General features: G+C 67.8%; 29 protein-coding genes and 3 tRNA genes. 19 read left to right on the plus strand and 13 right to left on the minus strand.

Translation table 11 applies throughout. The features are described 5' to 3' along the window. Position 1: 1 nt before the first annotated feature. From tatC to AB0P11_RS02770, 4 genes are all read left to right on the plus strand, one after another. A complete protein-coding gene (gene tatC, locus AB0P11_RS02755; protein ID WP_363519542.1) occupies positions 2–796 on the plus strand; it encodes a twin-arginine translocase subunit TatC in 795 nt (264 codons plus the stop codon). Then, entirely contained in the window at positions 793–1,200 is a 408-nt protein-coding gene (locus AB0P11_RS02760; RefSeq protein WP_187249905.1) for a twin-arginine translocase TatA/TatE family subunit, read from the plus strand. Before tatC ends, AB0P11_RS02760 begins: the two co-directional genes overlap by 4 nt. A 158-nt stretch (positions 1,201–1,358) precedes the next feature. Next, the gene (locus AB0P11_RS02765; RefSeq protein ID WP_363519545.1) at positions 1,359–1,643 is read left to right on the plus strand and encodes a hypothetical protein; all 285 of its coding nucleotides are present in this window, start codon (positions 1,359–1,361) and stop codon (positions 1,641–1,643) included. A gap of 148 nt (positions 1,644–1,791) precedes the next feature. Continuing rightward, positions 1,792–2,910 carry an acyl-CoA desaturase gene (locus AB0P11_RS02770; protein WP_053098710.1) on the plus strand — a complete coding sequence of 373 codons (1,119 nt, stop codon included), beginning with the start codon at positions 1,792–1,794 and terminating at the stop codon, positions 2,908–2,910. A gap of 79 nt (positions 2,911–2,989) precedes the next feature. On the opposite strand, the gene AB0P11_RS02775 is transcribed toward AB0P11_RS02770, so the two are convergent. The 4 genes from AB0P11_RS02775 to AB0P11_RS02790 form a co-directional block, all read right to left on the minus strand. Continuing rightward, positions 2,990–3,820 (minus strand): ABC transporter permease, encoded by an 831-nt coding sequence (locus AB0P11_RS02775; RefSeq protein WP_053098711.1) that lies wholly within the window; start codon positions 3,818–3,820, stop codon positions 2,990–2,992. After that, positions 3,817–4,722 (minus strand): ABC transporter ATP-binding protein, encoded by a 906-nt coding sequence (locus tag AB0P11_RS02780; protein WP_056276729.1) that lies wholly within the window; start codon positions 4,720–4,722, stop codon positions 3,817–3,819. The genes AB0P11_RS02775 and AB0P11_RS02780 overlap by 4 nt, the downstream gene beginning before the upstream one ends. A 111-nt stretch (positions 4,723–4,833) precedes the next feature. Then, the gene (locus AB0P11_RS02785; protein ID WP_363519549.1) at positions 4,834–6,264 is read right to left on the minus strand and encodes a cell division initiation protein; all 1,431 of its coding nucleotides are present in this window, start codon (positions 6,262–6,264) and stop codon (positions 4,834–4,836) included. Between the two features lie 163 nt (positions 6,265–6,427). Further along, positions 6,428–6,931: a hypothetical protein gene (locus AB0P11_RS02790; protein ID WP_056276735.1), complete on the minus strand. Its 504-nt coding sequence runs from the start codon at positions 6,929–6,931 to the stop codon at positions 6,428–6,430. A 69-nt stretch (positions 6,932–7,000) separates the two neighbouring features. On the opposite strand from AB0P11_RS02790, the gene AB0P11_RS02795 reads away from it, so the two are divergent. Beyond that, positions 7,001–7,735 (plus strand): DUF2071 domain-containing protein, encoded by a 735-nt coding sequence (locus AB0P11_RS02795; RefSeq protein WP_363519552.1) that lies wholly within the window; start codon positions 7,001–7,003, stop codon positions 7,733–7,735. Here the strand turns inward: AB0P11_RS02795 and AB0P11_RS02800 are convergent. From AB0P11_RS02800 to AB0P11_RS02820, 5 genes are all read right to left on the minus strand, one after another. Next, positions 7,716–8,636, minus strand: coding sequence for an AEC family transporter (locus AB0P11_RS02800; protein ID WP_056276741.1), 921 nt, complete (start codon positions 8,634–8,636; stop codon positions 7,716–7,718). The genes AB0P11_RS02795 and AB0P11_RS02800 overlap by 20 nt on opposite strands. A gap of 318 nt (positions 8,637–8,954) precedes the next feature. Next, a complete protein-coding gene (locus tag AB0P11_RS02805; protein ID WP_082586498.1) occupies positions 8,955–9,578 on the minus strand; it encodes a GntR family transcriptional regulator in 624 nt (207 codons plus the stop codon). Between the two features lie 261 nt (positions 9,579–9,839). Continuing rightward, positions 9,840–9,912: transfer RNA gene (locus tag AB0P11_RS02810), tRNA-Phe, on the minus strand. A gap of 70 nt (positions 9,913–9,982) precedes the next feature. After that, positions 9,983–10,056 (minus strand) — tRNA-Asp (locus AB0P11_RS02815). Between the two features lie 29 nt (positions 10,057–10,085). Further along, positions 10,086–10,158: transfer RNA gene (locus AB0P11_RS02820), tRNA-Glu, on the minus strand. A 211-nt stretch (positions 10,159–10,369) separates the two neighbouring features. Here AB0P11_RS02820 and AB0P11_RS02825 point away from each other — a divergent pair. Next, positions 10,370–11,737 (plus strand): M23 family metallopeptidase, encoded by a 1,368-nt coding sequence (locus tag AB0P11_RS02825; RefSeq protein ID WP_053098718.1) that lies wholly within the window; start codon positions 10,370–10,372, stop codon positions 11,735–11,737. A gap of 68 nt (positions 11,738–11,805) precedes the next feature. Here AB0P11_RS02825 and AB0P11_RS02830 read toward each other — a convergent pair whose 3' ends face one another. Both AB0P11_RS02830 and AB0P11_RS02835 read right to left on the minus strand, forming a co-directional pair. Continuing rightward, entirely contained in the window at positions 11,806–12,297 is a 492-nt protein-coding gene (locus AB0P11_RS02830) for an inorganic diphosphatase (protein ID WP_053098719.1), read from the minus strand. Positions 12,298–12,365: 68 nt separating this feature from the next. Continuing rightward, the gene (locus AB0P11_RS02835; RefSeq protein ID WP_363519557.1) at positions 12,366–13,337 is read right to left on the minus strand and encodes a LysR family transcriptional regulator; all 972 of its coding nucleotides are present in this window, start codon (positions 13,335–13,337) and stop codon (positions 12,366–12,368) included. Between the two features lie 111 nt (positions 13,338–13,448). Here AB0P11_RS02835 and AB0P11_RS02840 point away from each other — a divergent pair, with 111 nt between their 5' ends. Together AB0P11_RS02840 and AB0P11_RS02845 are read left to right on the plus strand one after the other, a co-directional pair. Next, positions 13,449–14,828: an MFS transporter gene (locus AB0P11_RS02840; protein ID WP_056276751.1), complete on the plus strand. Its 1,380-nt coding sequence runs from the start codon at positions 13,449–13,451 to the stop codon at positions 14,826–14,828. Then, the gene (locus AB0P11_RS02845; protein ID WP_363519561.1) at positions 14,825–15,622 is read left to right on the plus strand and encodes a 3-hydroxybutyrate dehydrogenase; all 798 of its coding nucleotides are present in this window, start codon (positions 14,825–14,827) and stop codon (positions 15,620–15,622) included. The genes AB0P11_RS02840 and AB0P11_RS02845 overlap by 4 nt, the downstream gene beginning before the upstream one ends. Here the strand turns inward: AB0P11_RS02845 and AB0P11_RS02850 are convergent. Continuing rightward, entirely contained in the window at positions 15,589–16,245 is a 657-nt protein-coding gene (locus tag AB0P11_RS02850; protein ID WP_295100484.1) for a TMEM175 family protein, read from the minus strand. The two genes, AB0P11_RS02845 and AB0P11_RS02850, sit on opposite strands and share 34 nt — an antisense overlap. Positions 16,246–16,322: 77 nt before the next feature. On the opposite strand from AB0P11_RS02850, the gene tilS reads away from it, so the two are divergent. Continuing rightward, positions 16,323–17,309 (plus strand): tRNA lysidine(34) synthetase TilS, encoded by a 987-nt coding sequence (gene tilS / locus AB0P11_RS02855; protein ID WP_363519565.1) that lies wholly within the window; start codon positions 16,323–16,325, stop codon positions 17,307–17,309. A gap of 93 nt (positions 17,310–17,402) precedes the next feature. On the opposite strand, the gene AB0P11_RS02860 is transcribed toward tilS, so the two are convergent. Further along, the gene (locus AB0P11_RS02860; RefSeq protein ID WP_230100979.1) at positions 17,403–17,993 is read right to left on the minus strand and encodes a DUF937 domain-containing protein; all 591 of its coding nucleotides are present in this window, start codon (positions 17,991–17,993) and stop codon (positions 17,403–17,405) included. Between the two features lie 137 nt (positions 17,994–18,130). On the opposite strand from AB0P11_RS02860, the gene hpt reads away from it, so the two are divergent. The 10 genes from hpt to AB0P11_RS02910 all read left to right on the plus strand — a co-directional run bounded on the left by hpt (position 18,131) and on the right by AB0P11_RS02910 (position 26,720). Beyond that, positions 18,131–18,682, plus strand: a complete 552-nt coding sequence (gene hpt, locus AB0P11_RS02865) for a hypoxanthine phosphoribosyltransferase (RefSeq protein WP_053098725.1) — start codon at positions 18,131–18,133, stop codon at positions 18,680–18,682. 81 nt (positions 18,683–18,763) lie between these two features. Then, entirely contained in the window at positions 18,764–20,764 is a 2,001-nt protein-coding gene (gene ftsH, locus AB0P11_RS02870) for an ATP-dependent zinc metalloprotease FtsH (RefSeq protein ID WP_056276765.1), read from the plus strand. Between the two features lie 3 nt (positions 20,765–20,767). Next, the gene (folE, locus tag AB0P11_RS02875; protein WP_053098727.1) at positions 20,768–21,367 is read left to right on the plus strand and encodes a GTP cyclohydrolase I; all 600 of its coding nucleotides are present in this window, start codon (positions 20,768–20,770) and stop codon (positions 21,365–21,367) included. Next, positions 21,364–22,164, plus strand: a complete 801-nt coding sequence (folP, locus tag AB0P11_RS02880) for a dihydropteroate synthase (protein ID WP_285365292.1) — start codon at positions 21,364–21,366, stop codon at positions 22,162–22,164. Before folE ends, folP begins: the two co-directional genes overlap by 4 nt. Before the next feature lie 3 nt (positions 22,165–22,167). Beyond that, entirely contained in the window at positions 22,168–22,560 is a 393-nt protein-coding gene (gene folB / locus AB0P11_RS02885; protein ID WP_363519571.1) for a dihydroneopterin aldolase, read from the plus strand. Continuing rightward, complete coding sequence (folK, locus tag AB0P11_RS02890) at positions 22,557–23,096, plus strand: 2-amino-4-hydroxy-6-hydroxymethyldihydropteridine diphosphokinase (RefSeq protein ID WP_053098730.1); 540 nt, start codon at positions 22,557–22,559, stop codon at positions 23,094–23,096. Before folB ends, folK begins: the two co-directional genes overlap by 4 nt. Further along, positions 23,093–23,590 carry a DUF3180 domain-containing protein gene (locus AB0P11_RS02895; protein WP_230100982.1) on the plus strand — a complete coding sequence of 166 codons (498 nt, stop codon included), beginning with the start codon at positions 23,093–23,095 and terminating at the stop codon, positions 23,588–23,590. The genes folK and AB0P11_RS02895 overlap by 4 nt, the downstream gene beginning before the upstream one ends. Continuing rightward, positions 23,526–24,122, plus strand: a complete 597-nt coding sequence (locus tag AB0P11_RS02900) for a PH domain-containing protein (protein WP_363519576.1) — start codon at positions 23,526–23,528, stop codon at positions 24,120–24,122. Before AB0P11_RS02895 ends, AB0P11_RS02900 begins: the two co-directional genes overlap by 65 nt. Continuing rightward, positions 24,119–26,023, plus strand: a complete 1,905-nt coding sequence (locus AB0P11_RS02905; protein ID WP_363519579.1) for a PH domain-containing protein — start codon at positions 24,119–24,121, stop codon at positions 26,021–26,023. The genes AB0P11_RS02900 and AB0P11_RS02905 overlap by 4 nt, the downstream gene beginning before the upstream one ends. Continuing rightward, entirely contained in the window at positions 26,016–26,720 is a 705-nt protein-coding gene (locus AB0P11_RS02910; RefSeq protein ID WP_363519582.1) for a DUF2520 domain-containing protein, read from the plus strand. Before AB0P11_RS02905 ends, AB0P11_RS02910 begins: the two co-directional genes overlap by 8 nt. Position 26,721: the final 1 nt, after the last annotated feature.

Consider the following 26,721-nt stretch of genomic DNA (forward strand, 5'->3'; position numbering starts at 1 on the left):
CGTGTCCTCGCTCGCCGCTGATGCCGTCGAGGCGAGCACCGCGCCCGCCCTGGCCCGGATGCCGCTGTCCTCGCACCTGCGGGAGGCGCGCACGCGCTCGTTCCGTGCGACGGCGGCGCTCCTGACCGGGGTGGTCGCCGGGTATCTCCTCTCGGACCACATCCTCGAGGTCGTGCGAGCACCGATCAGTGCGCTCGCCGAATCGCGCGATGCGAGCCTCAACTACGACAGCATCACCGGGGCTTTCGACCTTCGGCTGAAGATCGCGCTCTTCGCCGGTGTCGCGCTGTCGAGTCCCGTCTGGATGCACGAGCTGCTCGCGTTCCTCGCTCCGGGTCTGAGCACCAGAGAGAAGAGGTACACGTTCGGCTTCCTGGCGGCATCCGTTCCCCTGTTCATCGGCGGATGCCTGATGGGCTTCCTTCTCTTCCCCCACATGGTCGAGCTGCTCGCGAGCTTCGCCTCGACCGAGGACAGCACGCTGCTGCAGGCGTCGTACTACGTCGACTTCATCCTCAAGATCGTGCTCGCGACCGGGGTCGCCTTCGTGCTCCCGGTGTTCGTCGTGATGCTCAACCTGCTCGGTGTCGTGTCGGCGGCGGCGATCGCGCGGAGCTGGCGTCTCGTCGTCGTCGCGATCGTCCTCTTCAGTGCGGTCGTGACCCCCGCGGCCGACGTGCTGTCGATGTTCCTGATCGCGATTCCCATGACGCTGCTGTTCCTGATCGCCCTGCTGCTCGCATGGCTGCATGATCGCAGGGTCGGGGAGTCGGCCGTCGGCACAACGGAGGCATGACGATGTTCGGACTCACGATCGAGAAGCTGTTCCTCGTCGCGCTGATCGCAGCCGTGATCATCGGTCCTCGGCGACTGCCGGAGTATGCGGGCCGTCTCGGCGCCCTCGTCCGCCGGGTGACGCTCACCGTCGGCGAGGCGGCGCGGCGAGCCGAGCAGGAGGCCGGAGTGGCGAGCATCCGCCAGGAATGGACCGCCGTGGATCCTCGGCGGTACGACCCGAGGCAGATCATCCGCGAGGCGTGGGATGCGGGGGAGGAGTCGGACGGCTCGAAAGCCGCTGAGGCCCCGCAGCCGGAGCCCGAGGGGCGCTGGATCGTGGCTGGATCGTCCGGTCATCCACGGCGCGTGTGGAAGCCCGCTGAGGCGGAGGCCCGCGTGCGCGGCGCCGACCTGCTAGACTGATGGAGCAACGTGAGTTCTGGCCGCCCTCTAGGCCACCACGGAGCCACTGATCAGGGCCATTACGGACCAAGCGCATCGATGCGCGCGGCATCCGCCTTCGATCTCACATCTTGCGGGTCGCGACAACGCGTGCCCGTCACACAGCAATGAGTATCACCATGAGCACGACCACTCTTCCTCCTTCCGATCCGTTGACCTGGAAACAGGCCGACACAGATGTGCACGTCGCGACCCGCGGCGGCGAGTTCGCCGGGTTCGTCGAATTCGACGGCACCGCGCATGTCGCCCGCGACCAGCGCGGTGACGACCTCGGCTCGTTCGAGTCGCTGGATGCCGCCCGTGACGCCCTCGAGAGCGCGAATGCGCCGAGATCTCGCCCGCGCAGCCTCACCTCTCCCTTTCGCCGCGCCCTCCGCAGTCGACCGCGTCGCGCACGCGCCTGACCGTTCCATGCGGGGGAACTGTGAATCGTCAAGGGATGCTGATGTATTCCCCAAATCGCATGAGGGCAGGGTTAGCCTGAGTTAAGCGTTCGGCGATCTGCCTTGGGCTTCACATCAGCTCAAGGGCTCCGATCGACGGGAGAGCAACATCTCCATTTCACAGGTCGAAAAGACCGACGCAGTTCTCGGACCGGTACGTCAGACGTATTCGGGCAATGCGGACATTCCTCCGATGACCCACGCGTACAAGCAGGTCTCGCAGGTCATCCGCGAAACCGGCCTCCTCCAGCGCGCCGGATGGTTCTACATCTTCGTGGCCGCCGGCATCGCCGTGGCTCTGGGCGGAGTCATCACCGGCTTCATCCTTCTCGGCGACAGCTGGCTCCAGCTCCTGATGGCCGGGGCTCTCGGCATCATCCTCACGCAGGTGGCGTTCCTCGCCCATGAGGCCGCGCATCGTCAGATCCTCTCCACGGGCCCGGCGAACTTCCGCCTCGCCCGCATCCTCGCCGCCGGGGTGGTGGGAATCAGCTATTCCTGGTGGGACTCCAAGCACACCAAGCACCACGGCAACCCGAACCAGGTCGGCAAGGACCCCGACATCGAGGTCGACACGATCTCGTTCCTCGAGACCGACGCCGCGCAGTCCCGCGGTATCGTCCGTCTGATCACGCGCAAGCAGGGGTGGCTGTTCTTCCCGCTGCTGACGCTCGAGGGCCTGAACCTCCACTACCTGGGCGTGAAGCACCTGGTGACCAGCAAGAAGGCCAAGGGTCGCTGGATCGAGCTGGGCCTCATCGCCCTCCGGTTCGCGATCGTCCTCGTGCCTGTGTTCCTGATGCTGCCGCTCGGCATGGCATTCGCCTTCATGGGTGTGCAGCTCGCCGTCTTCGGCGTCTACATGGGCGCGTCCTTCGCGCCGAACCACAAGGGCATGCCGATCATCGATCCCAACGCCCGTCTCGACTTCTTCTCGAAGCAGGTGCGCACCTCTCGCAACATCCGCGGCGGATGGTGGGCCACCTGGCTCATGGGCGGACTCAACTACCAGGTCGAGCACCACCTGTTCCCGAACATGCCCCGCCCGCACCTCTCGAAGGCTCGCGAGGTCGTGCGCGACTACTGCGCCGCCAACAACGTGCCCTACACCGAGACCAGCCTCGGCCGGTCGTACGCGATCGTGATCGAGTACCTCAACCGCGTCGGTCTCGCCGCCGGTGCTGATCCGTTCGACTGCCCCGCAGCGGCCCAGTTCGTCCGGGCGTAAACACTCTCGCGGCATCGCAGCCGACCCGCACATCGAACGGCCCCATCCTTCGGGATGGGGCCGTTCGCATGCCAGACGGTCAGTTCCGCCTGATCCAGCGGAACGTCGCGCGGCTTAGGATGAAGCCGACCACGAGCCATGCGGCGAGGGCGACCGCCACGAGCCCGAGATCCCATGATCCGCTCGGCTCCGCCGACGAGAACGACTCGGGCAGGATCGCCGCGCGCATACCCTGAGCCATCCACTTGAGGGGAAAGACGGAAGCGACGTTCTGCAGCCATTCCGGCAGCGCGGTGAAGGCTATGTAGACGCCGGAGATGAACTGCAGCAGCAGCACGACCGGGATCACCACGGCGGACGCCGTCTTGCCCGACCGCGGCACGGCAGACAGCGCGATGCCGAGAAGCGTGCACGAGAGCAGGCCGAGCACGAAGACCCAGGCGAAGCGACCCCAGGCCTCAGCATCCGAGGGCAGCTCGACCTGATAGAGGACGACCGCGACGACCAGCAGCAGAGTGATCTGCAGGATCGCGGTGACGAAGACCTCACCGATCTTGCCGATGAAGTACGTCGCCGGTGAGATCGGCGTGCTGCCCAGCCGCTTGAGGGTTCCGTCGCTCTTCTCCACTGCGATCTCGATCGACAGGCCCTGCATCCCGGAGAGGAAGATGCCTCCTGCGACGAGACCGGGAAGGTAGTACGTCGCCATGCTGATCTTGTCGGGCCCTTCGCCGATGTCGCCCGTGAAGATCGTCGCGAAGATGAGGTACATGAGGGTGGGGAACAGGAAGGTGAAGAAGACCTGGTCGCTGGCACGGAAGTACTGACGCAGTTCGAACGGGATGCGGCGGACCCCGAGGCGAACCGTGCGGGCGAGCCCGAAGTTCGGCGTGGCAGTCGTGGTGCTCATGCGGACTCCGCCACATCTGCCCGCAGGGCCTCTGCGGTCGGATCGGAATCGGATGCGGCTCCGTGCTCACGGATGAGGCCGAGGTAGATGTCCTCGAGAGTGGGACGCACGACCTCGAGGCCGTCCGGCTCGCCGCCCGCGCGCTGCAGCTCGGAGACGACCGCACCGGGAGTGGTCGTGCGCTGCTCGCGGCGCACGCCGGCGGCATCCCTCCAGCGAACCATCGGCGTCCTCGCCTCGGGCCCGCCGATCTCGTCGATCTTCCCGATCGCCACGATGCGCCCGTCTGTGATCACCGCCGCGCGATCGCCCAGCCGGGCGGCCTCATCGAGATAGTGAGTGGTCAGCAGGATGCTGGTGCCCTCGGACTTCAGGGTGCGGATGAGCTGCCAGAACTGCTGTCGGGCCTCGGGATCGAAGCCGGTCGTCGGCTCATCGAGGAACAGGAGTTCGGGGCGTCCGATGATCCCGAGGGCGACATCGAGACGGCGCTGCTGACCACCGGACAGCTTGCCCGCTCTGGATCGCTGCTTGTGCTCGAGCCCCACGGCGGCGATCACCTCGTCGACCGAACGTGGGTGGGGGTAGTAACCGGCGAACTCGGTGAGCAGCTCCCGCACGGTGAAGTTGCCGGCCTCTCCGGTGGACTGCAGAACGATCCCCAGTCGCGCCTTCCACGCCAGACCGCCGCGCTGGGGGTCGACACCGAGCACGCGCACGTCGCCGGACGTGCGGTGGCGATAGCCCTCGAGGATCTCGATGGTCGTCGACTTGCCCGCGCCGTTCGGGCCCAGAAGAGCGAAGGTCTCTCCCCGGCGGATGTCGAAGCTGATGCCGTCGACTGCGACGGCACCCCCGTACTCCTTGCGGAGATCCCGCACCTCGATCACGCTGTCTGTCATAGGTACAGCGTGCACGCTGACGGCTCCGAGCGATAGCAGGACGGGTGAACGAAGCGGGGGCGTGGACGGATATCCGCCCACGCCCCCGCTCGGTCAGTCAGGAGAAGTCGCTCAGCGGGAGGCCTTCTGATCGGACTCGACGACCTCGATGGTGATCTTGCCGTCGATCGTCTCGGCGTTCTCGTCGAGGAGCTCGTCCTCCAGCGCCTCGTCACCGCGGAACTCCGCGTCGCCGGTGACCTCGTCGACCGCGTCGTCGGAGTCGTCGATCAGCTCGGCTTCCTCGACCTCGACGGTCTCGGCGTCGGTGTCGTCATCGACCTGCGACGCGGCCGCTGCAGAGCCGACGGATGATGCCTCGTCGCTGAAGATGCCCTCCGGGCGGATCAGCTCGCGCACCTCGGCCATGAAGCTGGCGAGCTGCTGCTGCTGCCAGCGCAGCTGGCGCGCGTGGTCCTCGGCATCCCGCAGCACGGCGGACGTGTGACCCGTCACCGAGTCGACGATCTTCTGCGACTTCACGCGGGCACGGTCCAGGGTGTCGCGGGCGCGCACCTGAGCATCCGCTTCGATGGTCTGCGCCTGCGACCGCATCAGGCGCTCGTAGTCGTCAGCCTTCGCCGAGATGCGCTGCGCGTGATCGAGCGAAGCGGCCACCTGCTCGTTGGCATCGGTGGTGATGCGCTCGGCGTGGGCGACGGCCTGGTTGTGCAGCACCAGGAACTCCTGCTGAGCGTCGTCCTGCCGACGGGTGAGCGTCTCCTCGAACTCGAGGACGCGGGCGTTCATCTCGCGCACCTCGCGCTCGGCCTCGGCGCGCAGCTGGGTGGTCTCGCGGGTGACGAGCGAGCGGAGCGCCGCAGCGCCCTTCTCCGCCTCGGTGCGGATGGCCGTGGCCTCCTGCGTCGCCTGATGCACCCGCTCTGCGGCGTGCGCGGCCTCGCGCTCGAGCGTCGCCTGGTGGGCGGTGTACTCGGTGTCGATCTTCAGGCGCACCTGGTCGGCGTCGTGCTGAGCGTGCGCGATGATGCGGGTGACGTCGGCATCCGCCTCGGCCCGCTGTGCGGTGACCTCTTCGCGCGCGGCCGCCATCAGACGGTCGGCCTGCACGGCGGCGTTCTGGATGAGGACGTTGGCCTGCTCCTCGGCCACCCGGAGGATCGCCTCGAACTGCTCCCGCGACGGTGCCTCCTGGCCATCCGCGCGCGGGGTGTCGACGAGCTCGTTGGTGAGGGTGGCGACCTGCTGCTCGGTCTCGGCAGCCTTCGCCTTGGTGGCGAGGAGCTCCGCCTCGAGCTCTTCGCGGGCGATGCGCTCTTCTTCGCGAAGCGCCTCGACTGCGTCCTCGTGGCGTGCCTCGGTGGCGGCGAGGTCGGCCTTCGCCTGCTTCAGCTGATTGCGCAGAGTGCTGAGGGCCGAGTCGACCTCCGCCTTGTCGTAGCCGCGGAACGAGGCCGTGAAGCCGGACTGCTCGCGCGGCGTCTCTTCGATCAGCTTGTCGAAGAAGTCGGGGGTCCGGTCGTTGTCGGGGGATTCACTCATGGGTCGGCCTTTCCGGCGCAGGTCACAGGGACTGAGAGCTGTGATGAGAAATGGTGCCGTCGCGAGGCCGACTGTGGGCTGGCCGGTGCGTGATCAGCAGTAACACAGCCTAGTTGCGACGGCTGTGAGATGCACCCGATGTTCCGGTACGCACTGGGCTTCTCTACTCCGCGATCCACGACTCGGTCGCATCGTCGCGCCGGTGCCGCAAGGGCGGCCCGGGCGAGACCTGGACGCCCTCAGCGCGTGCTGCGGCGGAGACGGCGGAGCGCAGGTCTGACCAGAACTCGGAAGTGTTGGGAACGCCCAGATGCTCGCGGATCCTCTCCACCTGCAGACGGGTCCCGTTCTCATCGTCGACCACCCGCACGATCGCGTCATCCGGTTCGACGAATCGGATACCGTAGCCTCCGCTCGCGAGCGGGGTGAACTTGCGTGGCTGCTGACGCACGACCCCGTCGACGATCTCCCTCGCCGTGGCCTCAGACGTCTGCAGCACGAGCGTCGTGCCCAGTTCCTCGAGTATCCCGGTGAGGCGGTCGGCCACGTGACGCTGCCCTGCTCTGCCGCCGGCGGCGCCGGTGGAGCGACGGACCCAGCGGGGCAGGAGGATCGCGAGCACGATGATCGCGCCGATCGCGGCGATGTAGATGAGCGGATTGTCCACGGATACAACCTACGTGCACCTCGTCCCCGAGGCCTTGGAGGAATTTAGCTCCAGTGCTACATTCGGAGCATGACGATCATCCGCGGTGTCCGTGCTCAGCTCCGTCGGCGACTCCTGATCACCTATCGGGTGGATCCGGAGGTCGCCGCCTCCCTGCTGCCCACGGGATTCCGCCCGCAGATCGTCGACGGGTCTGCGGTGGCCGGCGTGTGCGTGCTGGGGCTGGAGTCGATCCGACCGAGCTGGGCGCGGGGCCGGTGGGGTCTGCGCTCCGAGAACGCCGCCCACCGGGTCGCCGTCGAGTGGGACACCGCGGATGGCGTGCAGAAAGGCGTCTTCATCGTCGGTCGGCACAGCTCGGCGTGGCATCCGGTCATCTTCGGCGGACGGTTGTTCCCGGGGGTGCATCGCCGAGCGAGGTTCGAGATCGAGGAGGGGGATGATCGCTACGCGGTCACGATGGATGCCGGCGAGCACAGTCTCTGCGCGGATGTCGAGGTGGGAGGCGCATGGTCGAGCTCTCTCTTCGCCTCGATCGACGAGGCCTCGGACTTCTATCGCGCCGGTCGGCTCGGCTGGTCGGCGGCGCGGGGAGGGCGCAGCGTCGAATCGGTCGCGCTCACCACCGACGCGTGGAGGGTCGAGAACGCACACCTGCACAGCGTGAGCTCGTCGTTCTTCGACGCTCTTCCCGCCGGCTCAGCGGTGTTCGACAGTGTCGTCGTGATGCGCGATCTTCCGCTGACGCTGTCGGACGTGCGCGAGTCCCGGATCGACGCGGTGCTCAGCCCAGCAGGAACATGATGAGGATCAGCACGGGCAGGCAGCCGAGAGTGGTCAGGAATACGGTGTCGCGCGAGATCGTCTCGCCGATGTCGTAGCGCTGCGAGTAATTGAAGACGTTCTGTGCGGTGGGGAGCGCGGCGAGGATCACGACGATCAGCACCTCGGCCGGCGAGAGCCCGAAGACGAACTCGGCCACCACCCACGCGATCAGCGGCATCGCGATGAGCTTGAGCGAGGTGGCGAGGATGACGTCCCGCCGGTGGCCGGGGGCGCCGAGTACGCGCTGGCCGTGCAGCGAGATGCCGTAGCTGATCAGCAGAACCGGCACGGCGGCATCGGCGATCAGCTGAGCCGGCTCCATGATGATGGGCGGTACTGTGAGGCCCAGCACCGAGATGAGCGTGCCGAGGAGCGACGCGATGATGATGGGATTCGTCGCCGTGCGCACGAGCGTCTTGCGCAGCGAGACGCGATCGCTCGTGACGGCGTCGAGGATCGTCAGCGAGATCGGGGTGAACACCAGCAGCTGCATGAGCACCACCGGTGCGGGGTACGCGGCGCTGCCGAGAAGGTAGAGCGACAACGGGATGCCGATGTTGTTCGAGTTGACCTGCCCCGCCGACAGCGCTCCGATCAGGGTCTCTCCGACCGGGCGCTTCCACCAGAGCCGCGCGATGAGTGTGTAGATCCCGATGATCGCGACGGCCGCTATCGCCGACACGGGGAGCAGCGAGGAGAAGAGCATCTTCGCATCGGCGTGGGCGAGCACGGTGAAAAGCAGGAACGGCGACAGCACGAAGAAGATCAGACGCCCGAGCACGTGCCGAGCGTGCGGTCCGAGCAGGTCGATCCGGCCGAGCAGATAGCCGAGTGCGATCGCGACTCCCACGACGGCGAATCCGGTGAGCGTCTCGAGCATGGTTCGAGCGTATCCAGCCCGGACGCACGTCGTCGCCACCGGCACGGTCCGCGCGCGGGAGTCCGCCGTAGCAGTCGGAGTGGGCCCGCGTCAATGGATGAGCTCCGATCAGCGTCAAGACGGGGTGCGGCCATACGCTGAGAACACGACGAGCAGCATCTGCCGCTCTCCGTCGGTCGAACCAGACGGTGCCCTCGAGTTCTCTCGGTCTTGAGCGCCCACATGGGGGTGGGTGCGCTTGCGGACCTTCTCATCGACTGCTCCGGTCCCCCCCGTTCGGGCGCGGGGGACCGGAACCAACTCCCTCGGGGGTGGCCGCTACTTCAGGCGGAGCATCCTCTGCACGGCCTTCACGCCGGCGTTTGCGCTGCGGGCGCGCATCGCGGACTCGAGCTCCTCGAGCGATTCCTTCGTGTCCACCCGGGGCTCGCCGAGGTAAAGGTCGCGGAACACGAGATACCAGAAGTCGCTCAGCATGAGTCGATAGAGATCGTTGAGCGCGCGGTCGGTGAGGAACTCGAAGAGCTCCACATGGGCTTCGATCCATCCCTCGCCCGTCTCGACGGACTGGATGGCGTCGGCGATCAGTTCGCACGCGATGGCGAGATCCGCCTCGGACAGCGCAAGCGCGGCCTCACGGATGATCTCCCCGCCCTGAGAGGCGGCGAACTCGCGGGTGATGCGGGACCGCTCGTCGGTGATGTCGGTGACCATCGAGTAGCGGTTCGCGTGGACCTCCATCAGCCCGGCGCGCGCCAGTCGCTGCACGGCCTCTCGGACGGGGGTGCGGGTGACTCCCAGATCGTCTGCGATCGCCTTGTCGCTCAGTTTCGCGCCCGGCGCGTAGGTGCCGTCGGCGATCGACGTCGCGAGTCGACGAAAGAGCTCTTCAGCTCCGAGGTTCCGCTGCGCCCCAGGCACAACGGGCAGTTCAGGTCCCATATCGGTATATTACGGCGCATAGGTATGGCGCGGCTGTCCGCCGAGCAGATGCGTGTTTGACCTGCGGCCCGTGCACCTGCTCGACGCATCGAGACGGTCGTCCCGAGACGTGTCGTCTCGTGGCTGGTGCGCGTGACGACAAGCACAGAACCAGCAGCCCAGGGGAGCGGAGCAGACACCGACTCTCACCGGAAAAAGCGGAAACCCCCGCCATGTAGAAGCTAGGCGAGGGTTCCTAAGGTGACTGTAATGATCACCCTGTGGCTCCGACGGGCGTCGATCCCGTGACCTCACGATTTTCAGTCGTGCGCTCTACCAACTGAGCTACAGAGCCATGCGACCGGCTAGACCTGTCGCATCTAGACGAAAGGCCCTTCTCGAAGAAAAGGGCCCGTCGCTTAGAGCGACCCTGACGGGACTTGAACCCGCGACCTCCGCCGTGACAGGGCGGCACGCTAACCAACTGCGCTACAGGGCCATACTTGTTTTCAATTGTACCGGAAGGAGTGACCCCAACGGGATTCGAACCCGTGCTACCGCCGTGAAAGGGCGGCGTCCTAGGCCGCTAAACGATGGGGCCGAAGTCTGTCCCGGAGGACTTCCTTGCCGACGCTCAAGCATAAGGGAAGATCTGAGCAAAACGCGAATCGAGGGCGAGCCTGCTGTCTCCCGGGCGTGTTCAGGAGGACGATGGACTCACATCGCTGTGCCCTCTCCCGCTGTCCGCCCCCTGGTGCGGATGTGAAAGAAGTTGTTAGTGTGGCATCTGTGAAACCGGCGAAAGGGGCCGTGTGAACGACCATCACTCCACGTCGGATGCTGCTGCGGCGGCGTCCGACGACTGCGGCTGCGCGCCGACCCCTGCGGAGAGCCGCGCGTTCTGGAAGGACCGTTCGGTCACCCGTCGCAGCGCCCTCACGTTCGGCGCGCTCAGCGTCGTCGCCCTCAGCGCCTTCGGCGTCTCCTCAGGAGTGACCGCCGCGTACGCAGCCTCGTACCCCAGCTGGGACGACGTGCAGAACGCCATGAACAACGAGTCCGCGAAGGCAGCGGAGGTCACGCGCATCGAGGGACTCATCCAGTCGCTCAAGCAGCGGGTGGCGGATGCGCAGGCCAAGGCCGTGCTCGCGGGCGAGGAGTACAACGCCGCGCAGCTCGCCTACTTCGACGCCATCGCCGTCGCGGAGGAGCTCCAGTCGAAGGCCGATGAGCAGGCCGTCGCCGCCGATGACGCCACGAAGAAGGCGGCCCAGCTCGCGGCGCAGCTGTATCGCAACGGCGGCGACGACACCGCCCTCGAGCTGTTCTTCGCCGGCTCGGCCGACAACGCCGACCAGCTGCTCTCGCGTCTCGGCACGATGGACAAGGTCTATCAGTACAACCAGACGGTGCACGACAACGCGGTCGCTGCCCGCAACTCGGCCCAGCAGCTCACCGATCAGGCTGTCGTCGCCCGCACGGAGCGCGATCGCCTGCAGCAGATCGCCGAGCAGAAGATGATCGAGGCTCAGGCCGCTGCGGACGCCGCTCAGGCTGCGCTCGACGAGCAGTCGGCGAACCTCGCGACGATGCAGGCACAGCTCTCAGCCCTGAAAGACGCCACGGCGACGACCGTGGCCGGGTACAAGGAGGGCGTGCGCGTCGCGGAGGAGGAGCGCAAGCGTCGCGAAGCGGCCGAGGCCGCGGCAGCCGCCGCAGGCAACGGCGGCGGAGGAGGTGGCGGCGGAGGCGTCGGCGGCTCGCCGGGTTCCGGCGGCTGGGTTCGACCGCACGGAGGACACCGGAGCGCCGGATTCGGCCCCCGGCCCAAGCCCTGCGCAGCCTGCTCCGGCTACCACTACGGCGTCGACCTCGCGAACGGGTGCGGCGCGGCGATCTATGCGGCGCAGTCCGGAACCGTCGACTACGCCGGTCCGCGCGGCAACTACGGCAACTACATCCGCATCCAGCACGGTGGGGGAGTCTCCTCCGGCTATGCCCACATCAGGGACGGCGGCTTCGCCGTCCGCAGCGGGTCATGGGTCAACTCCGGTCAGGTCATCGCCTACGCGGGCAACACCGGAGCATCCGTCGGCTGCCACCTGCACTTCGAGGTGTACATCAACGGCGCGTACACCAACCCGATCACGTTCCTCGCAGATCGCGGCGTCTCGGTCTGAGAACGACCACGACGAGAAGACCCCCGGCCGCTGAGCGGAACCGGGGGTCTTCTCGTCGGAGCCTGGGGTCAGTGACCCTGCTCGCCGAAGCGGACGATCGCCTCGTCGAGGATGCGCTGCGCCTCTGCGGCGTCGCCCCATGCGTCGACCTTGACCCACTTGTTGGGCTCGAGGTCCTTGTAGTGCTCGAAGAAGTGCTCGATCTCCTTCTTGGTGTACTCGGCGACGTCGCCGATGTCCTGGATGTGGGCCCAACGGGGGTCCTTCGACAGCACGGCGACGAGCTTGTCGTCTCCGCCGGCCTCGTCGCTCATCTTGAGCACGGCGACCGGGCGCACCTCGACGACGACGCCGGGGTAGATGGCGTGGTCGAGGAGCACGAGAACGTCGAGCGGGTCGCCGTCCTCGCCGAGGGTGTTGTCGAAGTAGCCGTAGTCGGCGGGGTACCCGAAGGTCGTGTAGAGCACGCGGTCGAGGTGCACTCGTCCGGTCTCGTGGTCGACCTCGTACTTCACGCGGCTGCCGCGCGGGATCTCGATGACGGCGTCGTGTGCGCCCATGCGTGTGCTCCTCAGAAATGACGGTTGGATGCCGCGCACTAGCCTAGCCGGGCCGTCGACGGGTGCTGTCAGCGTTCGGCGGCCGGGGCGATGCCGAGCAGTGCATCCTGGACGGCCGCCGTGCGGTCGCGGATGGCGGCAGCCACCGCGGCGACCGCGGGCTGGCGCAGCGAGTCCGGACGCAGCACCATCCAGTAGGGCAGGCGCTCGGCGAAGTCGTCGGGGAGGAGCCGCACCAGATCGGCGTGGCCGTCGGCCAGGAAGCACGGAAGGAAGCCGATCCCCGCGCCGGCGCGTGTGGCCTCGACATGGACGAAGACGTTGGTCGAGCTGAGCGAATCCGGCATCCCCGGCACGAGTCGTCGAGGAGCATCCAGATCGTCGACCTGGAGCATCGAATCGACGAAGTAGACCAGCGGATGCCTGCTCAGCTCATGGGAATCGGCGGGCGTCCCGTGCTCGTCCAGGTACCCGTGCGACGCGTACATGCCCAAGGTGTAGAAGCCGAGTCGGATGGCCTCGGCGCGGTGCACCTGCGGTTCTCCGACCACCACTTCCAAGTCCAGCCCGGAACGGTACTGCAGAGCCCGCCGGGTGACGTTGACGATCTCGACGCTGAGTCTCGGATACTTTCGCCGCAGCTGCGCGACCGCGGGCGCGATGACGAACGCACTGAACCCGTCGGTGGCGGAGATCCGCACGACCCCGGCTATCTGATCGGACTCGGCTTCTCCTTCATGGATCGTCGCCACCGCCGTCTCCACGTCCTCGGCGGCGCGCACCGCCCGACGCCCGAGGTCTGTCAGCTCCCACCCTCCCGAGCTGCGGGCGAGGACCCGCCCGCCCAGGACTCTCTCCAATGCGGCGATGCGTCGCGAGACTGTCGTGTGATTCAGACCCAGGCTCTGGCCGGCAGTCGTGTAGCGACCGGTGCGCGACACGGCGAGAAGGATGAGGAGATCGTCGGCGTGCGGCTCGGAGGTACTCGGGGAAGATGTCACATCTGCAATTGTGCACTCCGTCTCTGCTCGACTGGTCATTGGCGCACAGAGCCGGGCATGCACATACTGGCGGAGGCCGCCCGCAGACGGGATACCGGCCCGCCAGGCAGCCGTCGACGAGGACGCTGCAGAACACGAAGGAGTGCATTCATGGGCGTCGAGCAACCGGTCGACTCGCAGGTCGAGACCCGAACATCCGGGCTGAAGAAGATCGTGGCCGCCTCGATGGTGGGCACGGTGGTGGAGTGGTACGAGTTCTTCCTCTACGCCACCGCCGCATCGCTCGTCTTCGGCACCTTCTTCTTCCCCAACGCCGGCACCGAGCTCGACGGCATCATCGCCGCATTCCTGACCTACGCGGTCGGATTCATCGCCCGTCCGCTCGGCGGCATCGTGTTCGGCCAGATCGGCGACAAGCTCGGCCGCAAGCACACCCTGCAGATCACCATCATCCTCGTCGGGGTCGCGACGTTCCTGATGGGGTGCCTGCCCGGCTTCGATTCGATCGGCTACTGGGCGCCGGCGCTGCTCGTGCTCCTGCGATTCATCCAGGGGTTCGCCGTCGGCGGTGAATGGGGCGGTGCCGTGCTGCTGGTCGCCGAGCAGAGCCCCGACAGGTCTCGCGCGTTCTGGTCGAGCTGGCCCCAGGCCGCCGTCCCGGTGGGCAACCTGCTGGCGACCCTGGTGCTGCTCGGCATGTCCTGGGCGCTTCCCGCCGACCAGTTCCTGAGCTGGGGATGGCGCGTGGCGTTCTGGGTCTCGGCGATCGTCGTCGTCATCGGCTATTACATCCGCCGGCACGTCAGCGAGGCGCCCATCTTCCTCGAGGCCCGCGCACAGGTCGAGGCCGACAAGGCCGTGAGCTACGGAGTGCTCGAGGTCGTGCGCAAGTACCCGCGCGGCATCTTCGGAGCCATGGGCCTGCGCTTCGCGGAGAACATCCTGTACTACATCATCGTCTCGTTCACGATCGTGTACCTGAAGACGGTGCACGCCTACGACACGAGTCAGCTGCTGCTGGCGCTTCTGGTCGCGCACGCCATCCACTTCGTCGTGATCCCGCAGGTCGGCCGGCTCTCGGACGCCTGGGGACGCAAGCCCGTCTACCTCGCCGGCGCGGTGCTCGGAGCCAGCTGGGCGTTCTTCGCATTCCCGATGTTCGACACCCAGAACCCGTTCGTGATCATCGCGGCGGTCACGATCGGTCTGTGCTTCCACGCGCTCATGTATGCGGGGCAGCCGGCGATCATGGCCGAGATGTTCCCGACCCGCATGCGCTATTCCGGCGTCTCCCTGGGGTACCAGGTCACCTCGATCGTCGCGGGCTCGCTCGCGCCGATCATCGCCACGGCCCTGCTGCAGGACTTCGGCTCGTGGCTGCCGGTGGCGATCTACGTCGCGGCAGCTTGCGCCGTCACCGCGGTTGCGGTGGTCACCCTCAAGGAGACCCGCGGGGTGTCCCTGCACGACATCGATGACGCGGATGCACGCAAGCACGGGCTGAACACTCCCCGGGTGAGCGCGGCATGACCGAGCGAAGCATCGAGCGGCCGGATGCGGCCGGTCTGTCGCTGAGCGGCCGCCGAGCCCTGGTGACGGGAGGCGCCAGCGGGATCGGCCTGGCGGTCGTGCGAGCATTGGCCGCGCGTGGCGCTCATGTCGTGGTCGCAGACAAGGATCGCGCGCAGTGCGAGGCCGCCGCGGCCGAGGTCGGAGGCTCGAGCTGGGTGGTCGATCTGCTGGAGCCGGCCGCCGTCACCGACGACCGGCTGGCCGACGTGCTGGCCGGTGTCGACATCCTGGTGAACAACGCCGGGATCCAGCACATCAGCCCGATCCAGGATTTCGATCCCGAGGACTTCCGACGGATCGTGACCCTCATGTTGGAGGTTCCGTTCCTGCTGATCCGCGCGGCTCTGCCGGAGATGTACGCGAACGGGTTCGGCCGGATCGTGAACGTCTCATCGGTGCACGGACTGCGCGCATCGCCCTACAAGTCCGCCTACGTCGCGGCCAAGCACGGGCTGGAGGGACTGTCGAAGGCCACCGCGCTCGAAGGAGGGGAGCACGGCCTCACCAGCAACTGCGTCAACCCCGGCTACGTGCGCACGGCGCTGGTCGAGAAGCAGCTGTCCGACCAGGCGCGTGTGCACGGCATCCCTGAAGCCGAGGTGCTGGCGAAGATCATGCTGACCGAAAGCGCGATCAAGCGCCTGATCGAGCCCGACGAGGTGGCATCGCTGGTCGCCTGGCTGGCGAGCGACGAGGCGTCGATGGTCACCGGGGCGAGCTATGCGATGGACGGCGGCTGGTCGGCGCGATGAGGAACGATCCGCGTCCAGAGCCGATCCAGGAGCGATGACAGAGGTCCGGTGAGCCAGAGCAGCAGCAGGGCGAGGTACCCCACCCCTCCGAGGCTGATCGCCAGCAGCATCGCCACCGCCGAGAGCAGGATCGAGGCGATGTCGGCGGCGGCACCGTGACGGATGCGTGAGGGCGGCGTCTTCGTCAGGTCAGGGTGCCGCAGCAGATAGATGCGCGCGCCGAGCGTGGTGATCTGCGTGGCGATGAGCGTGCCGATGTAGAGGACCACCTGCAGCGGGTCGGTGTCCATCTGACCGAGCATCGCCGTAGGCACCGGCAGCCAGACGATCGTCGCCATCCAGGCCACGTTGAGCCAGAGAAGCGGTCTCGTGATCCGCGTGACCTCGTCGTACTGTCGGTGGTGCCCCATCCAGAAATTGGCGATGAGGACGAAACTCAGCCCGAAGCTCAGCAGCTGTCCTGCATGCTCCTGCAAGAACTCGGCGGTGCCCAGACCTCCGGCGGCGGCCTCGGACACGGACTCCATCAGCGGCAGGATCAGCAGCGTCATCGCGATGGCGACGACCGCGTCGACGAACGCCTTGAATCGTTCGGTCCTGAACCGCAGCACGTGATCCGTCACGGCGCCAGGCTAGAGCGCGATGCCCGTCGAGCGCGAGCGCTGTGCGGTGATCCGTCCCCGTGATCTACCGTTGGTCTGTGCCGTCGCTCTCTCCCGTCATCGCCGAGATCCGCCTCGCCGTGCGCACCGCGCTCGCCGATCTGCCCGAGGGGTCGACAGTCGTCGTCGCTCTCTCCGGGGGAGCGGACTCCCTCGCGCTCGCCGCGGCGACCGCTTTCGAGGCGCCCAAGCTCGGGCTTCGGGTGGGCACGCTCACCGTCGACCATGGGCTGCAGAACGGGTCGGATGCCGTCGCCGCGCGCGCTGCGAGAGCGGCGGCCGCGCTGGGGCTCGACGCGCTGGTCGTGCGCGTGGAGGTCGGCGCTGACGGAGGCCCTGAGGCAGCGGCGCGAGACGCGCGGTACCGGGTGCTGAAGGACGCCGCGACGGATGCCGGTGCGGCGGCCGTGATCCTCGGGCATACGCTCGACGACCAGGCCGAGACGGTGCTGCTCGGTCTCGCACGCGGATCCGGCGCCGCGAGCCTGCAGGGGATGGCTCCCGTGCGAGAGGACGATGACGGACTGCGCTGGGTGCGCCCGATGCTCGGGGTGCGGCGCGAGACCACACGAGCGTTCTGCGCGGAATCCGATCTCGAGGTCTGGGACGACCCGCACAACACAGAGGATCGGTTCGCCCGGGTGCGGGTGCGCGACCGGGTCCTTCCGGTGCTCGAGACCGAGCTCGGCCCCGGCATCGCCGAGGCGCTCGCGCGCACCGCCGAGCAGCTGCGCGAAGACGCCGAGGCGTTCGACGAGATGATCCACGAGACGATCGAGGACATCGTCGAGCACGCCGAGGCGGGGATCTCCGTGAGCGTCCCCGCACTCGCCGCGAACCCCGCCGCTCTCCGCAACCGCATCATCCGACTCGTGGTCGACAGCGAGTTCGGCGTGAGCCTGACCCGATCGCAGACCCTCGAGGTCGCTCGTCTGGCGATCGACTGGTCGGGTCAGGGGCCCATCGATCTGCCGGGGTGCTCGGCGGCTCGAGCGGGCGGTCGCATCGTGTTCACCGCGCGCTGAGCCGCGGCATCCCACCCTCGCAGAGACGGAGAACCCCCGCGGTCTCCTCCTCAGGAGGGGGCCGCAGGGGTGTCGTCCAGCAGGCTGGCGGGGCTACTTCTTTCCGCCCAGCAGGCCGCCGAGGATGTCTCCGATTCCGCCGCCGCCGGACGAGCTTCCGCCGCCGAGGATGCCGCCGAGGATGTCTCCGATTCCGCCGCCGCCCGTGGAGCCGCCGCCGCCGAGGATGCCGCCGATGACGTCACCGATTCCGCCGCCGCCCGACTGCGACTCTGCAGGCGCGGACTTCGCGGACTTGTCCTTGGTGGCGTTCGCGATCAGGCCCATCACGATCGGAGCGAGGATCGGAAGGAGCTTGCCGAAGTCGATGCCGGCGGTCTCCTTCGACTCGGTGAGCTTCTGGGTGACCTTCTGCTCGTCGTCGCCGAGGATGTGCGAGACGATCTTGCCGCCGTCGGTCTGATCGATGTCGTCGACCTTCGCCGCACCGGTCCGTCCCTCGTGGCGCTTGAGCGCGTTCTCGATCGCGGAGGAGCCCTCAGCGGTCGAGGCGTTCTTGGCGAGGCCGCCGAGCAGCACCGCTCCGCCCTGTTCGACCGCCTCCTTGGCGACGTCGGGGGAGACTCCGAGCTTCGCGGCGATGTCGTCGATCGGGACCTGCTTCAGGATGTCGTCGAGAGCCATGGGTGAATCCTTCCGTCCGGGGCGTCCGCCCGTCACACCGTCAGAGTAGTGGGGATGCCGGCGCGCATCCGGAATTCTGGTCGACGATCTGCGGATGCTGTGCAGGACCATGGTGATGCGTCGCCTAAAATCGATCCATGCGCGCCGCGGAGATCCAGGACGACCTTGCTCAGATCCTCGTCACAGAGGAGGAGATCATCGCGAAGCTCGATGAGCTCGCGGCCCAGGTGGCGATCGATTACGAGGGCAAGGAGATCATCCTCGTCGGCGTGCTCAAGGGCGCGGTCATGGTCATGGCCGACTTCGCCCGCGCACTTCCGTTCCACGCTCCGATGGACTGGATGGCCGTCTCGAGCTACGGTGCGAGCACCAAGTCGAGTGGTGTCGTGCAGATTCGCAAGGACCTCGACACGGACCTGAACGGCAAGCACGTGCTGATCGTCGAGGACATCATCGACTCGGGTCTGACCCTCAGCTGGCTGCTCGAGAACTTCGAGTCGCGCGGCGCGGAGTCCATCGAGGTGCTCGCCCTCCTCCGCAAGCCCGAGGCCGCGAAGGTGGTCATCGACTGCAAGTACGTCGGCTTCGACATCCCGACCGACTTCGTGGTCGGCTACGGCCTCGACTACGACGAGCGCTACCGCAACCTGCGCGATGTGGCCGTGCTGGCCCCGCACGTCTACAGCTGAGCGGACGCTCCGGCGCACCCGCTACGCCGTGGGTGAACGCACAGCGGCCACCTAGGGCGCGCGCGATACGCTGATCCGACCATGGATGTCAAGAAGCTCACGCGGAACCCGCTGATCTACGTCGCTCTGATCGGACTGCTGCTGTTCGGCGGCTTCCTGCTGATCTCGAACCTCGGCGCCCCCAAGCAGATCACGACCCAGGAGGGTCTCGAGCTGCTCGGCGGCAAGACGGTGACCGAGGTCGTCAACACCGACGGCGACCAGCGGGTCGACATGACCCTGTCCAAGGCCTTCGAGGGCGCGGACAAGGTGCAGTTCTACTACGTCGACGCCCGGGCCGAAGAAGTGGTCACGGCGATCAACGACGCCGACCCGAAGGACGGCTTCAACGATGCCGTTCCGCGTGCGACCTGGTTCGACGGCATCCTCTCCCTTCTTCTTCCTCTCGTGCTGCTCGGCCTGCTGTTCTGGTGGCTCCTGTCGTCGATGCAGGGCGGCGGCGGCAAGGTCATGCAGTTCGGCAAGTCCAAGGCCAAGCTCGTCAACAAGGAGACCCCGACCGTCACCTTCGCCGACGTCGCCGGTGCGGATGAGGCGATCGAGGAGCTCCACGAGATCAAGGAGTTCCTGCAGGACCCGGCCAAGTTCCAGGCCATCGGCGCCCGCATCCCGAAGGGCGTGCTGCTGTACGGCCCTCCCGGAACCGGAAAGACGCTGCTCGCCCGCGCGGTCGCCGGCGAGGCGGGAGCCCCGTTCTACTCGATCTCGGGTTCCGACTTCGTCGAGATGTTCGTCGGTGTCGGCGCATCGCGAGTGCGCGACCTGTTCAACGTGGCGAAGGAGAACTCTCCCGCCATCATCTTCATCGATGAGATCGACGCCGTCGGTCGTCACCGCGGTGCCGGCATGGGCGGCGGAAACGACGAGCGCGAGCAGACGCTCAACCAGATGCTCGTCGAGATGGACGGCTTCGACCCGAACGCGAACGTCATCGTGATCGCCGCGACGAACCGTCCCGACATCCTCGACCCCGCGCTGCTGCGTCCGGGCCGCTTCGACCGCCAGATAGGCGTCGACGCCCCTGACCTCCGCGGCCGCCAGAAGATCCTCGAGGTGCACAGCAAGGGCAAGCCGCTGTCGAAGAGCGTCGACCTCGAGGTCGTCGCCCGCAAGACTCCCGGATTCACGGGTGCCGATCTCGCGAATGTCCTCAATGAGGCCGCGCTGCTGACCGCCCGCTCGAATGCGCAGCTGGTCGACAACCGTGCGCTCGACGAGGCCATCGACCGTGTGATCGCCGGCCCTCAGCGTCGCACCCGCGTGATGAAGGACAAGGAGAAGCTCATCACCGCGTATCACGAGGGCGGTCACGCTCTCGCAGCTGCGGCGATGAACTACACCGACCCTGTGACGAAGATCACGATCCTGCCTCGCGGCAAGGCCCTCGGCTACACGATGGTGCTGCCGCTCGACGACAAGTACTCCGTCACGCGCAACGAGCTGCAGGATCAGCTCACGTACGCGATGGGTGGCCGCGTCGCCGAGGAGATCATCTTCCACGACCCGACCACCGGTGCCTCGAACGACATCGAGAAGGCGACCTCGATCGCCCGCAAGATGGTCATCGAGTACGGCATGACCACCCAGGTGGGTCCGGTCAAGCTCGGTTCCGAGGGTGGCGACATGTTCGTCGCGCGCGACATGGGCCGTGGCCGCGAGTACTCCGAGAAGGTCGCGGAGCGGGTGGATGCCGAGGTGCGCGCACTCATCGAGCAGGCGCACAACGAGGCGTACGAGGTCATCAGCGCCAACCGCGACATCCTCGACAGGCTCGCTCTGGCCCTCCTCGAGGAGGAGACGCTGGACCACAATCAGATCGCCGAGATCTTCACCGAGGTGAAGAAGCTCCCCGAACGTCCGCTGTGGCTCTCGAGCGAAGACCGCCCCGTCTCGGAGCGTCCCCCGATCGAGGTCCCGAAGAAGGACGTCTCGCTGGCTGCTTCGATCCAGGCGCCGGCGTCGGCTCCGCGCACACAGCCAGGATCGGCGGGAGCCGGTCAGGCTCGACCAGCGACGGCCTGACCCGTGTCTGTCGACCGCGCGCGTGTCGAGCGACTCACCAGGGAACTGCTCGAGGCGATCGGCGAAGACCCTGACCGTCCCGGGCTGAAGCAGACGCCGACGCGGATGGGCGATCTGTATGCGGAGTTCTTCGCCGGGGTCGGCGAAGACCCCGCAGCGCCTCTCGCGCACACGATCAGCGTCGCCCGGGGTCCCGCACCCGACACGCTCCCCTCGGGGGCCGTGCTGCTGCGGGACATCCGATTCCGGTCGGTGTGCGAGCACCACCTGCTGCCGTTCGCGGGGCGCGCGCACATCGCCTACCTTCCGGGCGAGCAGGTGGTCGGGCTGGGCGCGCTCGTGCGCGTCGTCGAGATCCTCGCCACCCGCCCCCAGGTGCAGGAACGACTCGGCGAGCAGATCGCCGACACCATCGCGGAGCACCTCGACACCCGCGGAGTGCTCGTCGTGCTGGATGCCAGCCACGGCTGTGTGACGATGCGCGGAGGACGGCAGCCGGAGGCGTCCACGCTGACCATCGCCGCCCGCGGCGAGTACACGGACCCGATCGCGAGGGCGGAGCTCATCGCGCTGATCGGCGCCCCGAGCGCGGGGCACGCATGACGGGGATCTGGGGGATCGTCAACGTCACGCCCGACTCGTTCAGCGACGGCGGTCGGTATCTCGACGTGGATCGGGCCGTCGAACACGGCCTGCGGCTGCGGACCGAGGGAGCAACCGTGCTCGACGTCGGCGGCGAGTCGACGAGGCCGGGAGCCGAGCGCGTGGGGGCGGAGATCGAGCAGGAGCGCGTGCTCCCCGTGATCGAGCGACTCGTCGCTGAGGGCGCGCCTGTGAGCATCGACACCATCAACGCGTCGACTGCGGCGGCGGCCGTCCGAGCGGGCGCTCGGATCGTCAACGACGTCTCCGGCGGGCTCGCCGACCCCGACATGCTGGCTGCCGTCGCCGAGTCCGGCGCGGACTATGCGATCGGCCACTGGCGTGGTTTCTCCGCTGACATGTACGAGCACGCCGAGTATCGTCGTGCCGCCCGCGAGGTCGCGGGAGAGCTGCGCGAGCGCATGGGCGAGGCCGCGGCTGCGGGAATCGCGCCGTCGCGCCTGATCGTCGACCCGGGGATCGGATTCTCGAAGAAGGGCGGCCAGAACTGGGGCGTCCTCCGCGGCCTCGACGAGATCGTCGCGCTGGGGCCACGCGTGCTCGTGGGCACCTCCCGGAAGAGGTTCCTCGCGGAGACCATCGGCGCCGACCCTGCGGCGGTGTCCGAGGCGCGTCGCGACCTCGCGACAGCGGTCACGAGCGCCCTCGCCGCCCGCGCCGGAGTCTGGGCCGTCAGAGTCCACGATGTCGGTGCCACCCGCGATGCGCTGGCCATCGTGCATGCCTGGGAGGGATGAACCATGGATGTCCTCGACGAGATCGTCCTCACCGGACTGACCGTGTTCGGTCGGCACGGCGTGTACGACCACGAGCGGGAGAACGGTCAGGAGTTCACGATCGATCTGCGCCTTCGGATGCCGCTGGACGATGCGGCGTCGTCGGACGACGTGGCCGACACGGTGCACTACGGAGAGCTCGCCGAGAGAGTCGCAGAGGTCGTCGCGGGCGAGCCGGTGAACCTCATCGAGACGCTCGCCGATCGCATCGCGGCTGTCGCGCTCGCCGACGCCCGGGTGCACTCCGTCACCGTCACGGTGCACAAGCCGCATGCTCCGATCGCCCTGACCTTCTCGGACGTCGCCGTCACCGTGCACCGGGCGCGACAGCAGTTCGCCGACGAGGAGTCGCGATGAGTCGCAATCTGGCGAACCCGCCGAGTCTCCCGGGCCCACGACCCGGGCGCGAGGATGCCGTCGCGGTCGTCGCCTTCGGCGCGAATCTCGGTGATCGCGAAGGCACGATCCGCGCCGCCGCCGAGCGCATCTCGCGACTGCCGCTGGTCAGAGACGTGCGGTTGTCCTCGTTGATCGAAACCGTCGCGCTGCGGCTCGACGGGCCGGATCCAGACGCCCCGGGGTATGTGAACGCGGTCGCCCTGGTCACCACCCGCCTCGCTCCGTCGATCCTGCTCGGCATGCTGCACGCGATCGAAGACGAGTACGGCCGCGAGCGCCTGGAGAGATGGGGCGATCGGACACTCGACCTCGACCTGATCGCCTACGGTGACGAGTCGGCGGAGGGTGACGGACTGCAGCTGCCGCATCCCCGTGCGTTCGAGAGGTTGTTCGTCCTCGAGCCGTGGCTCGAACTCGATCGCGACGCAGTGCTTCCCGGTGCGGGTCGGGTCGCCGACCTCGTCGCGGATCTGCGACGCCGGGAGCAGCGATGAAGCGCACCTCGATCGGACTCCTCGTGCTCCTCGCCGTGCTCGCCGCCGGCGGGGGCTTCGTCCTCGACCACATGCTGACGGCGATGGGCCGCACGACCTTCACGCCGTCGTTGCTGCTGCCCGTGCTGCTCCTGCTCATCAGCGCAGCCTCGCTGGGCGTCGCCTGGCCCGTGCGCGCGAGTGTTCGCAACGGCGTCCGCATCGATCCGTTCCGTGCGACGCGCGCGGTGACGCTGGCCCGCGCGTCCAGTCTCGTCGGGGCGATCATGGCGGGGTTCGGAGCGGGCCTCTTGGCGTTCCTCCTCTCCCGGCCGATCGATCCCCCGGTAGGGTCGACTGTGGCGATGCTGGCACTGATCGGAAGCGCGGTCGTGCTGGCCGTCGCCGCGCTCATCGCCGAACAGTTCTGCATACTTCCGAAGGATCCTGATGACTCAGAACCCAGAGATCGAGCCGGGGATCCCGGCCCCGCTGAACTCGGCGGAGGTCACTGACCGCGCGGCCCTCGACCAGGGCACGTACCCGCAGCTGCGCACCGCGCGCAGCGAGGCGAGACTCGAGCTCGACGGGACCTGGCATCAGATCTCACCTCGCTACGTGGTCTCGCAGAACGTGCAGAACCTGATCTTCATCGCCGTCGTCCTCGCGGTCGCGGCGGTTCTCGCGCTCGTGCTGCATCAGACCTGGGCGTGGATCCCGGCGGGTGTCGTCGTGCTCATCACGCTGATCACCATGGTCATCCTGCCGAGGCAGGCGAGGGCCATCGGATACATGCTCCGCGAAGACGACATCGTCTTCCGCAAGGGCATCCTCTGGCAGCGCATGATCGCCGTGCCCTACGGACGTATGCAGCTCGTCGACATCACCCAGGGGCCGCTGGATCGCGCGTTCGGCATCTCCCAGCTGAAGATGGTCACCGCCGCCGCGACGACCGGAGTGCAGATCCCCGGGCTCACCCAGGCGGCGGCAGAAGCGCTGCGGGACACCCTGATCGAGGTTGCCGAGACTCGCCGGACGGGCCTGTGAGCGAGCACCAGCCGCCGGCACCGACGGGAGAGCGGCCCAGCGCGGCCACCGGGCGCGAGACCCTCGCCGACGGCGAGTGGCATCGGATGCATCCGCTCACCCCGCTCTTCAAGGGCGGGCTGGCCCTCATCATCATCGCGGGCATCGCGATCGCCAACCTTCGCGACCGTCTGATCGCCTGGTTCGTCGACCTCTTCACCCCCGAAGAGGCGCAGTACGACTACAGCGGCGGCGACCCCGTCGACTGGGTGCTGCAGAACAACCTCATCGTCATCGTGCTGCTCAGCGTGCTCGGACTGGTCGTCGTCCTCGTGCTCATCTTCTGGTTCATCTGGCGCTTCCAGCAGTTCCGGATCACGGGGGACCACGTCGAGGTCCGCAAGGGCATCGTCTTCCGCTCGCACCGTCGCGCTCCGCTCGACCGGGTGCAGGGCGTCAACCTCACCCGTCCGTTCCCCGCGCGCATCATCGGACTCGCGAAGCTCGAGGTCGTCGGTGCCGGCACCGATTCCAACGTCGAGCTCGAGTACCTCGCGACTCCGCGCGCAGAGGCGGTGCGCACCGACATCCTGCGCCTCGCCTCGGGTGCGCGCGCAGCCAGACTCACAGCTGCGGACGCCGCGGCCGGCGTGCGCTCCTCTGACGCCGCAGGCTCGGGGACGGTCGCGCCCGGTTCGGCACGGGCACAGCTCGTCGGATCGATGAACGCCGGCGTCAACGATCTGATCAGCGGCGTCGACCTCGCCGACGTCGAGCCCGAGAGTGTGGTGAAGATCCCGACGGGGCGTCTCGTCGGCTCCCAGCTCATCTCGAGCGTCCTCTGGCTCATCTTCTTCGGGATCATCTTCGGGGTCGCGGTCGGCGGCGTCGCGATCGGCTCGCTGATCGACGGAGACCCCATCGGCGGGTTCCTCGGTCTCGGGATCACGCTGGGCATCGCGATCCCCATGATCATCGCGATCGTCGGAATCACCTGGGCGCAGATCTCGAAGTCGCTGCGCTACTCGATCGCCCCGACGCCCGACGGCGTGCGGATCACGTACGGTCTGCTGACGACCGTGACCGAGACGCTGCCGCCTGGACGCATCTTCGCCGTGGAGGTCACGCAGTCGCTGCTGTGGCGGCCGTTCGGCTGGTGGACCGTCAGGATCAACCGCATGAGCGGCAAGAGCGCCGCTCAGCAGTCGTCAGGTTCGGCGCAGCAGTTCAGCGTCGTGCTGCCGGTCGGCAAGCGCGCCGATGTCGAACGCGTGCTCGCGCTGATCCTTCCCGATGCTCCGGTCGCCGACATCCCGCTCGTGTGGGAGCACGGCATTCTCGGGCCGGTCGAGGGCGACCCGTACCGGACGATGCCTCGGCGCGCATGGTGGCGCAGGCCCGTGTCGTGGAAGCGTCACGGCTTCGCGTTGACCGAGTTCGGACTCCTGCTCCGGCGTGGCATCGTCTGGCGCAAGCTGGCGATCTTCCCGCTCGCCCGGCTGCAGGGAGTGTCGCTCTCGCAGGGGCCGATCGACCGTGCGCAGCGTGTGTCCGGTGCGCAGGTGCACTCCGTGCAGGGGCTCATCACGGGCTATCTGTCGGGTCTCGAACGCGATGACGCGCTGTACCTGCTCGACAGGGTGAGCTCGGCAGCGGTCGCCGCCGCCGCGCGCGATCACACCCACCGGTGGGGCGAATACGTGACGGATGCCGAGGGAGCGCAGGTTCCCGGGTACCCGGTCGCCGGGGCGGATGCCGCTGCAGGCGTCTCCGGGACCCCGCTGCCTCCTCCGGCTCCGCCTGTCGCGCCACCGGCTCCGCCTGTCGCGCCACCGGCTCCGCCTGTCGTGCCTCCGGCTCCGCCTGTCGCTCCGCCCGTACCTCCGGCCCCGCCCGCAGCGCCGGCTCCGAACGGTGAGTGATCCGACGCGCCGCGATGGGCGCCTCGGAGTCGGCATCATCGGCGCGGGACGAGTGGGGCCGGTCATCGGCGCGGCTCTCGCCGGAGCAGGACACGCGATCATCGGCATCACGAGCGGCTCTGACGACGACCGTGCGTCAGCGGTGCTGCCGGACGTCCCGATCCTCGATGCGCTGGAGGTCGTGCGTCGCAGCGAGCTGGTCGTGGTGGCCGTTCCTCACGATCAGCTGGCGGGCCTGATCGCGGGCATCGCCGAGGTCGGAGGCTGGCAGCTCGGCCAGCTCGTGCTGCACACGGACCCCGGTCACGGCATCGAGGTGCTGCGACCGGCGGCCTCGAGCGGTGCGATCCCGCTCGCCGTGCATCCGGCGATCACCTTCACGGGCACGTCGATCGATCTGCGTCAGCTGCAGGCGAGCCATGCGGCGGTCACCGCTCCGGCGGCGGTGCTTCCCATCGCACAGGCTCTGGCAGTCGAGATGGGATGCGAGCCGGTCGTGATCTCGGAGGCGGATCGGGAGGCCTACGCCGACGCGATCCAGACCGTCACCGAGTTCTCACGCTCGATCATCGCGCAGTCCACCTCGCGCCTCGGTGAACTCGGCGTCGAGAACCCGGGGGGATACCTCTCTGCCCTGGTGCAGTCGACGGTCGAACGGGCGCTCCGCGATGCGTCAGGGCCGCCCCCTCTGCTCTGAC

The organism is Microbacterium sp. NPDC079176 (assembly GCF_040686675.1).
Classification (GTDB): Bacteria; Actinomycetota; Actinomycetes; order Actinomycetales; family Microbacteriaceae; genus Microbacterium.

Bases quoted from the DNA above. Each gene is read 5' to 3' on its own strand.
- AB0P11_RS02775 (WP_053098711.1), bottom strand. From the start codon at position 3,820: ATGAGCACCACGACTGCCACGCCGAACTTCGGGCTCGCCCGCACGGTT.
- AB0P11_RS02765 (WP_363519545.1), top strand. From the start codon at position 1,359: ATGAGCACGACCACTCTTCCTCCTTCCGATCCGTTGACCTGGAAACAG.
- AB0P11_RS02780 (WP_056276729.1), bottom strand. From the start codon at position 4,722: ATGACAGACAGCGTGATCGAGGTGCGGGATCTCCGCAAGGAGTACGGG.
- AB0P11_RS02760 (WP_187249905.1), top strand. From the start codon at position 793: ATGACGATGTTCGGACTCACGATCGAGAAGCTGTTCCTCGTCGCGCTG.
- AB0P11_RS02900 (WP_363519576.1), top strand. From the start codon at position 23,526: ATGACTCAGAACCCAGAGATCGAGCCGGGGATCCCGGCCCCGCTGAAC.
- ftsH (WP_056276765.1), top strand. From the start codon at position 18,764: ATGGATGTCAAGAAGCTCACGCGGAACCCGCTGATCTACGTCGCTCTG.
- AB0P11_RS02840 (WP_056276751.1), top strand. From the start codon at position 13,449: ATGGGCGTCGAGCAACCGGTCGACTCGCAGGTCGAGACCCGAACATCC.
- folP (WP_285365292.1), top strand. From the start codon at position 21,364: ATGACGGGGATCTGGGGGATCGTCAACGTCACGCCCGACTCGTTCAGC.
- AB0P11_RS02835 (WP_363519557.1), bottom strand. From the start codon at position 13,337: ATGACCAGTCGAGCAGAGACGGAGTGCACAATTGCAGATGTGACATCT.
- AB0P11_RS02785 (WP_363519549.1), bottom strand. From the start codon at position 6,264: ATGAGTGAATCCCCCGACAACGACCGGACCCCCGACTTCTTCGACAAG.
- AB0P11_RS02795 (WP_363519552.1), top strand. From the start codon at position 7,001: ATGACGATCATCCGCGGTGTCCGTGCTCAGCTCCGTCGGCGACTCCTG.
- folK (WP_053098730.1), top strand. From the start codon at position 22,557: ATGAGTCGCAATCTGGCGAACCCGCCGAGTCTCCCGGGCCCACGACCC.
- folB (WP_363519571.1), top strand. From the start codon at position 22,168: ATGGATGTCCTCGACGAGATCGTCCTCACCGGACTGACCGTGTTCGGT.
- AB0P11_RS02860 (WP_230100979.1), bottom strand. From the start codon at position 17,993: ATGGCTCTCGACGACATCCTGAAGCAGGTCCCGATCGACGACATCGCC.
- AB0P11_RS02845 (WP_363519561.1), top strand. From the start codon at position 14,825: ATGACCGAGCGAAGCATCGAGCGGCCGGATGCGGCCGGTCTGTCGCTG.
- AB0P11_RS02895 (WP_230100982.1), top strand. From the start codon at position 23,093: ATGAAGCGCACCTCGATCGGACTCCTCGTGCTCCTCGCCGTGCTCGCC.
- AB0P11_RS02830 (WP_053098719.1), bottom strand. From the start codon at position 12,297: ATGGGCGCACACGACGCCGTCATCGAGATCCCGCGCGGCAGCCGCGTG.
- AB0P11_RS02805 (WP_082586498.1), bottom strand. From the start codon at position 9,578: ATGGGACCTGAACTGCCCGTTGTGCCTGGGGCGCAGCGGAACCTCGGA.
- hpt (WP_053098725.1), top strand. From the start codon at position 18,131: ATGCGCGCCGCGGAGATCCAGGACGACCTTGCTCAGATCCTCGTCACA.
- AB0P11_RS02800 (WP_056276741.1), bottom strand. From the start codon at position 8,636: ATGCTCGAGACGCTCACCGGATTCGCCGTCGTGGGAGTCGCGATCGCA.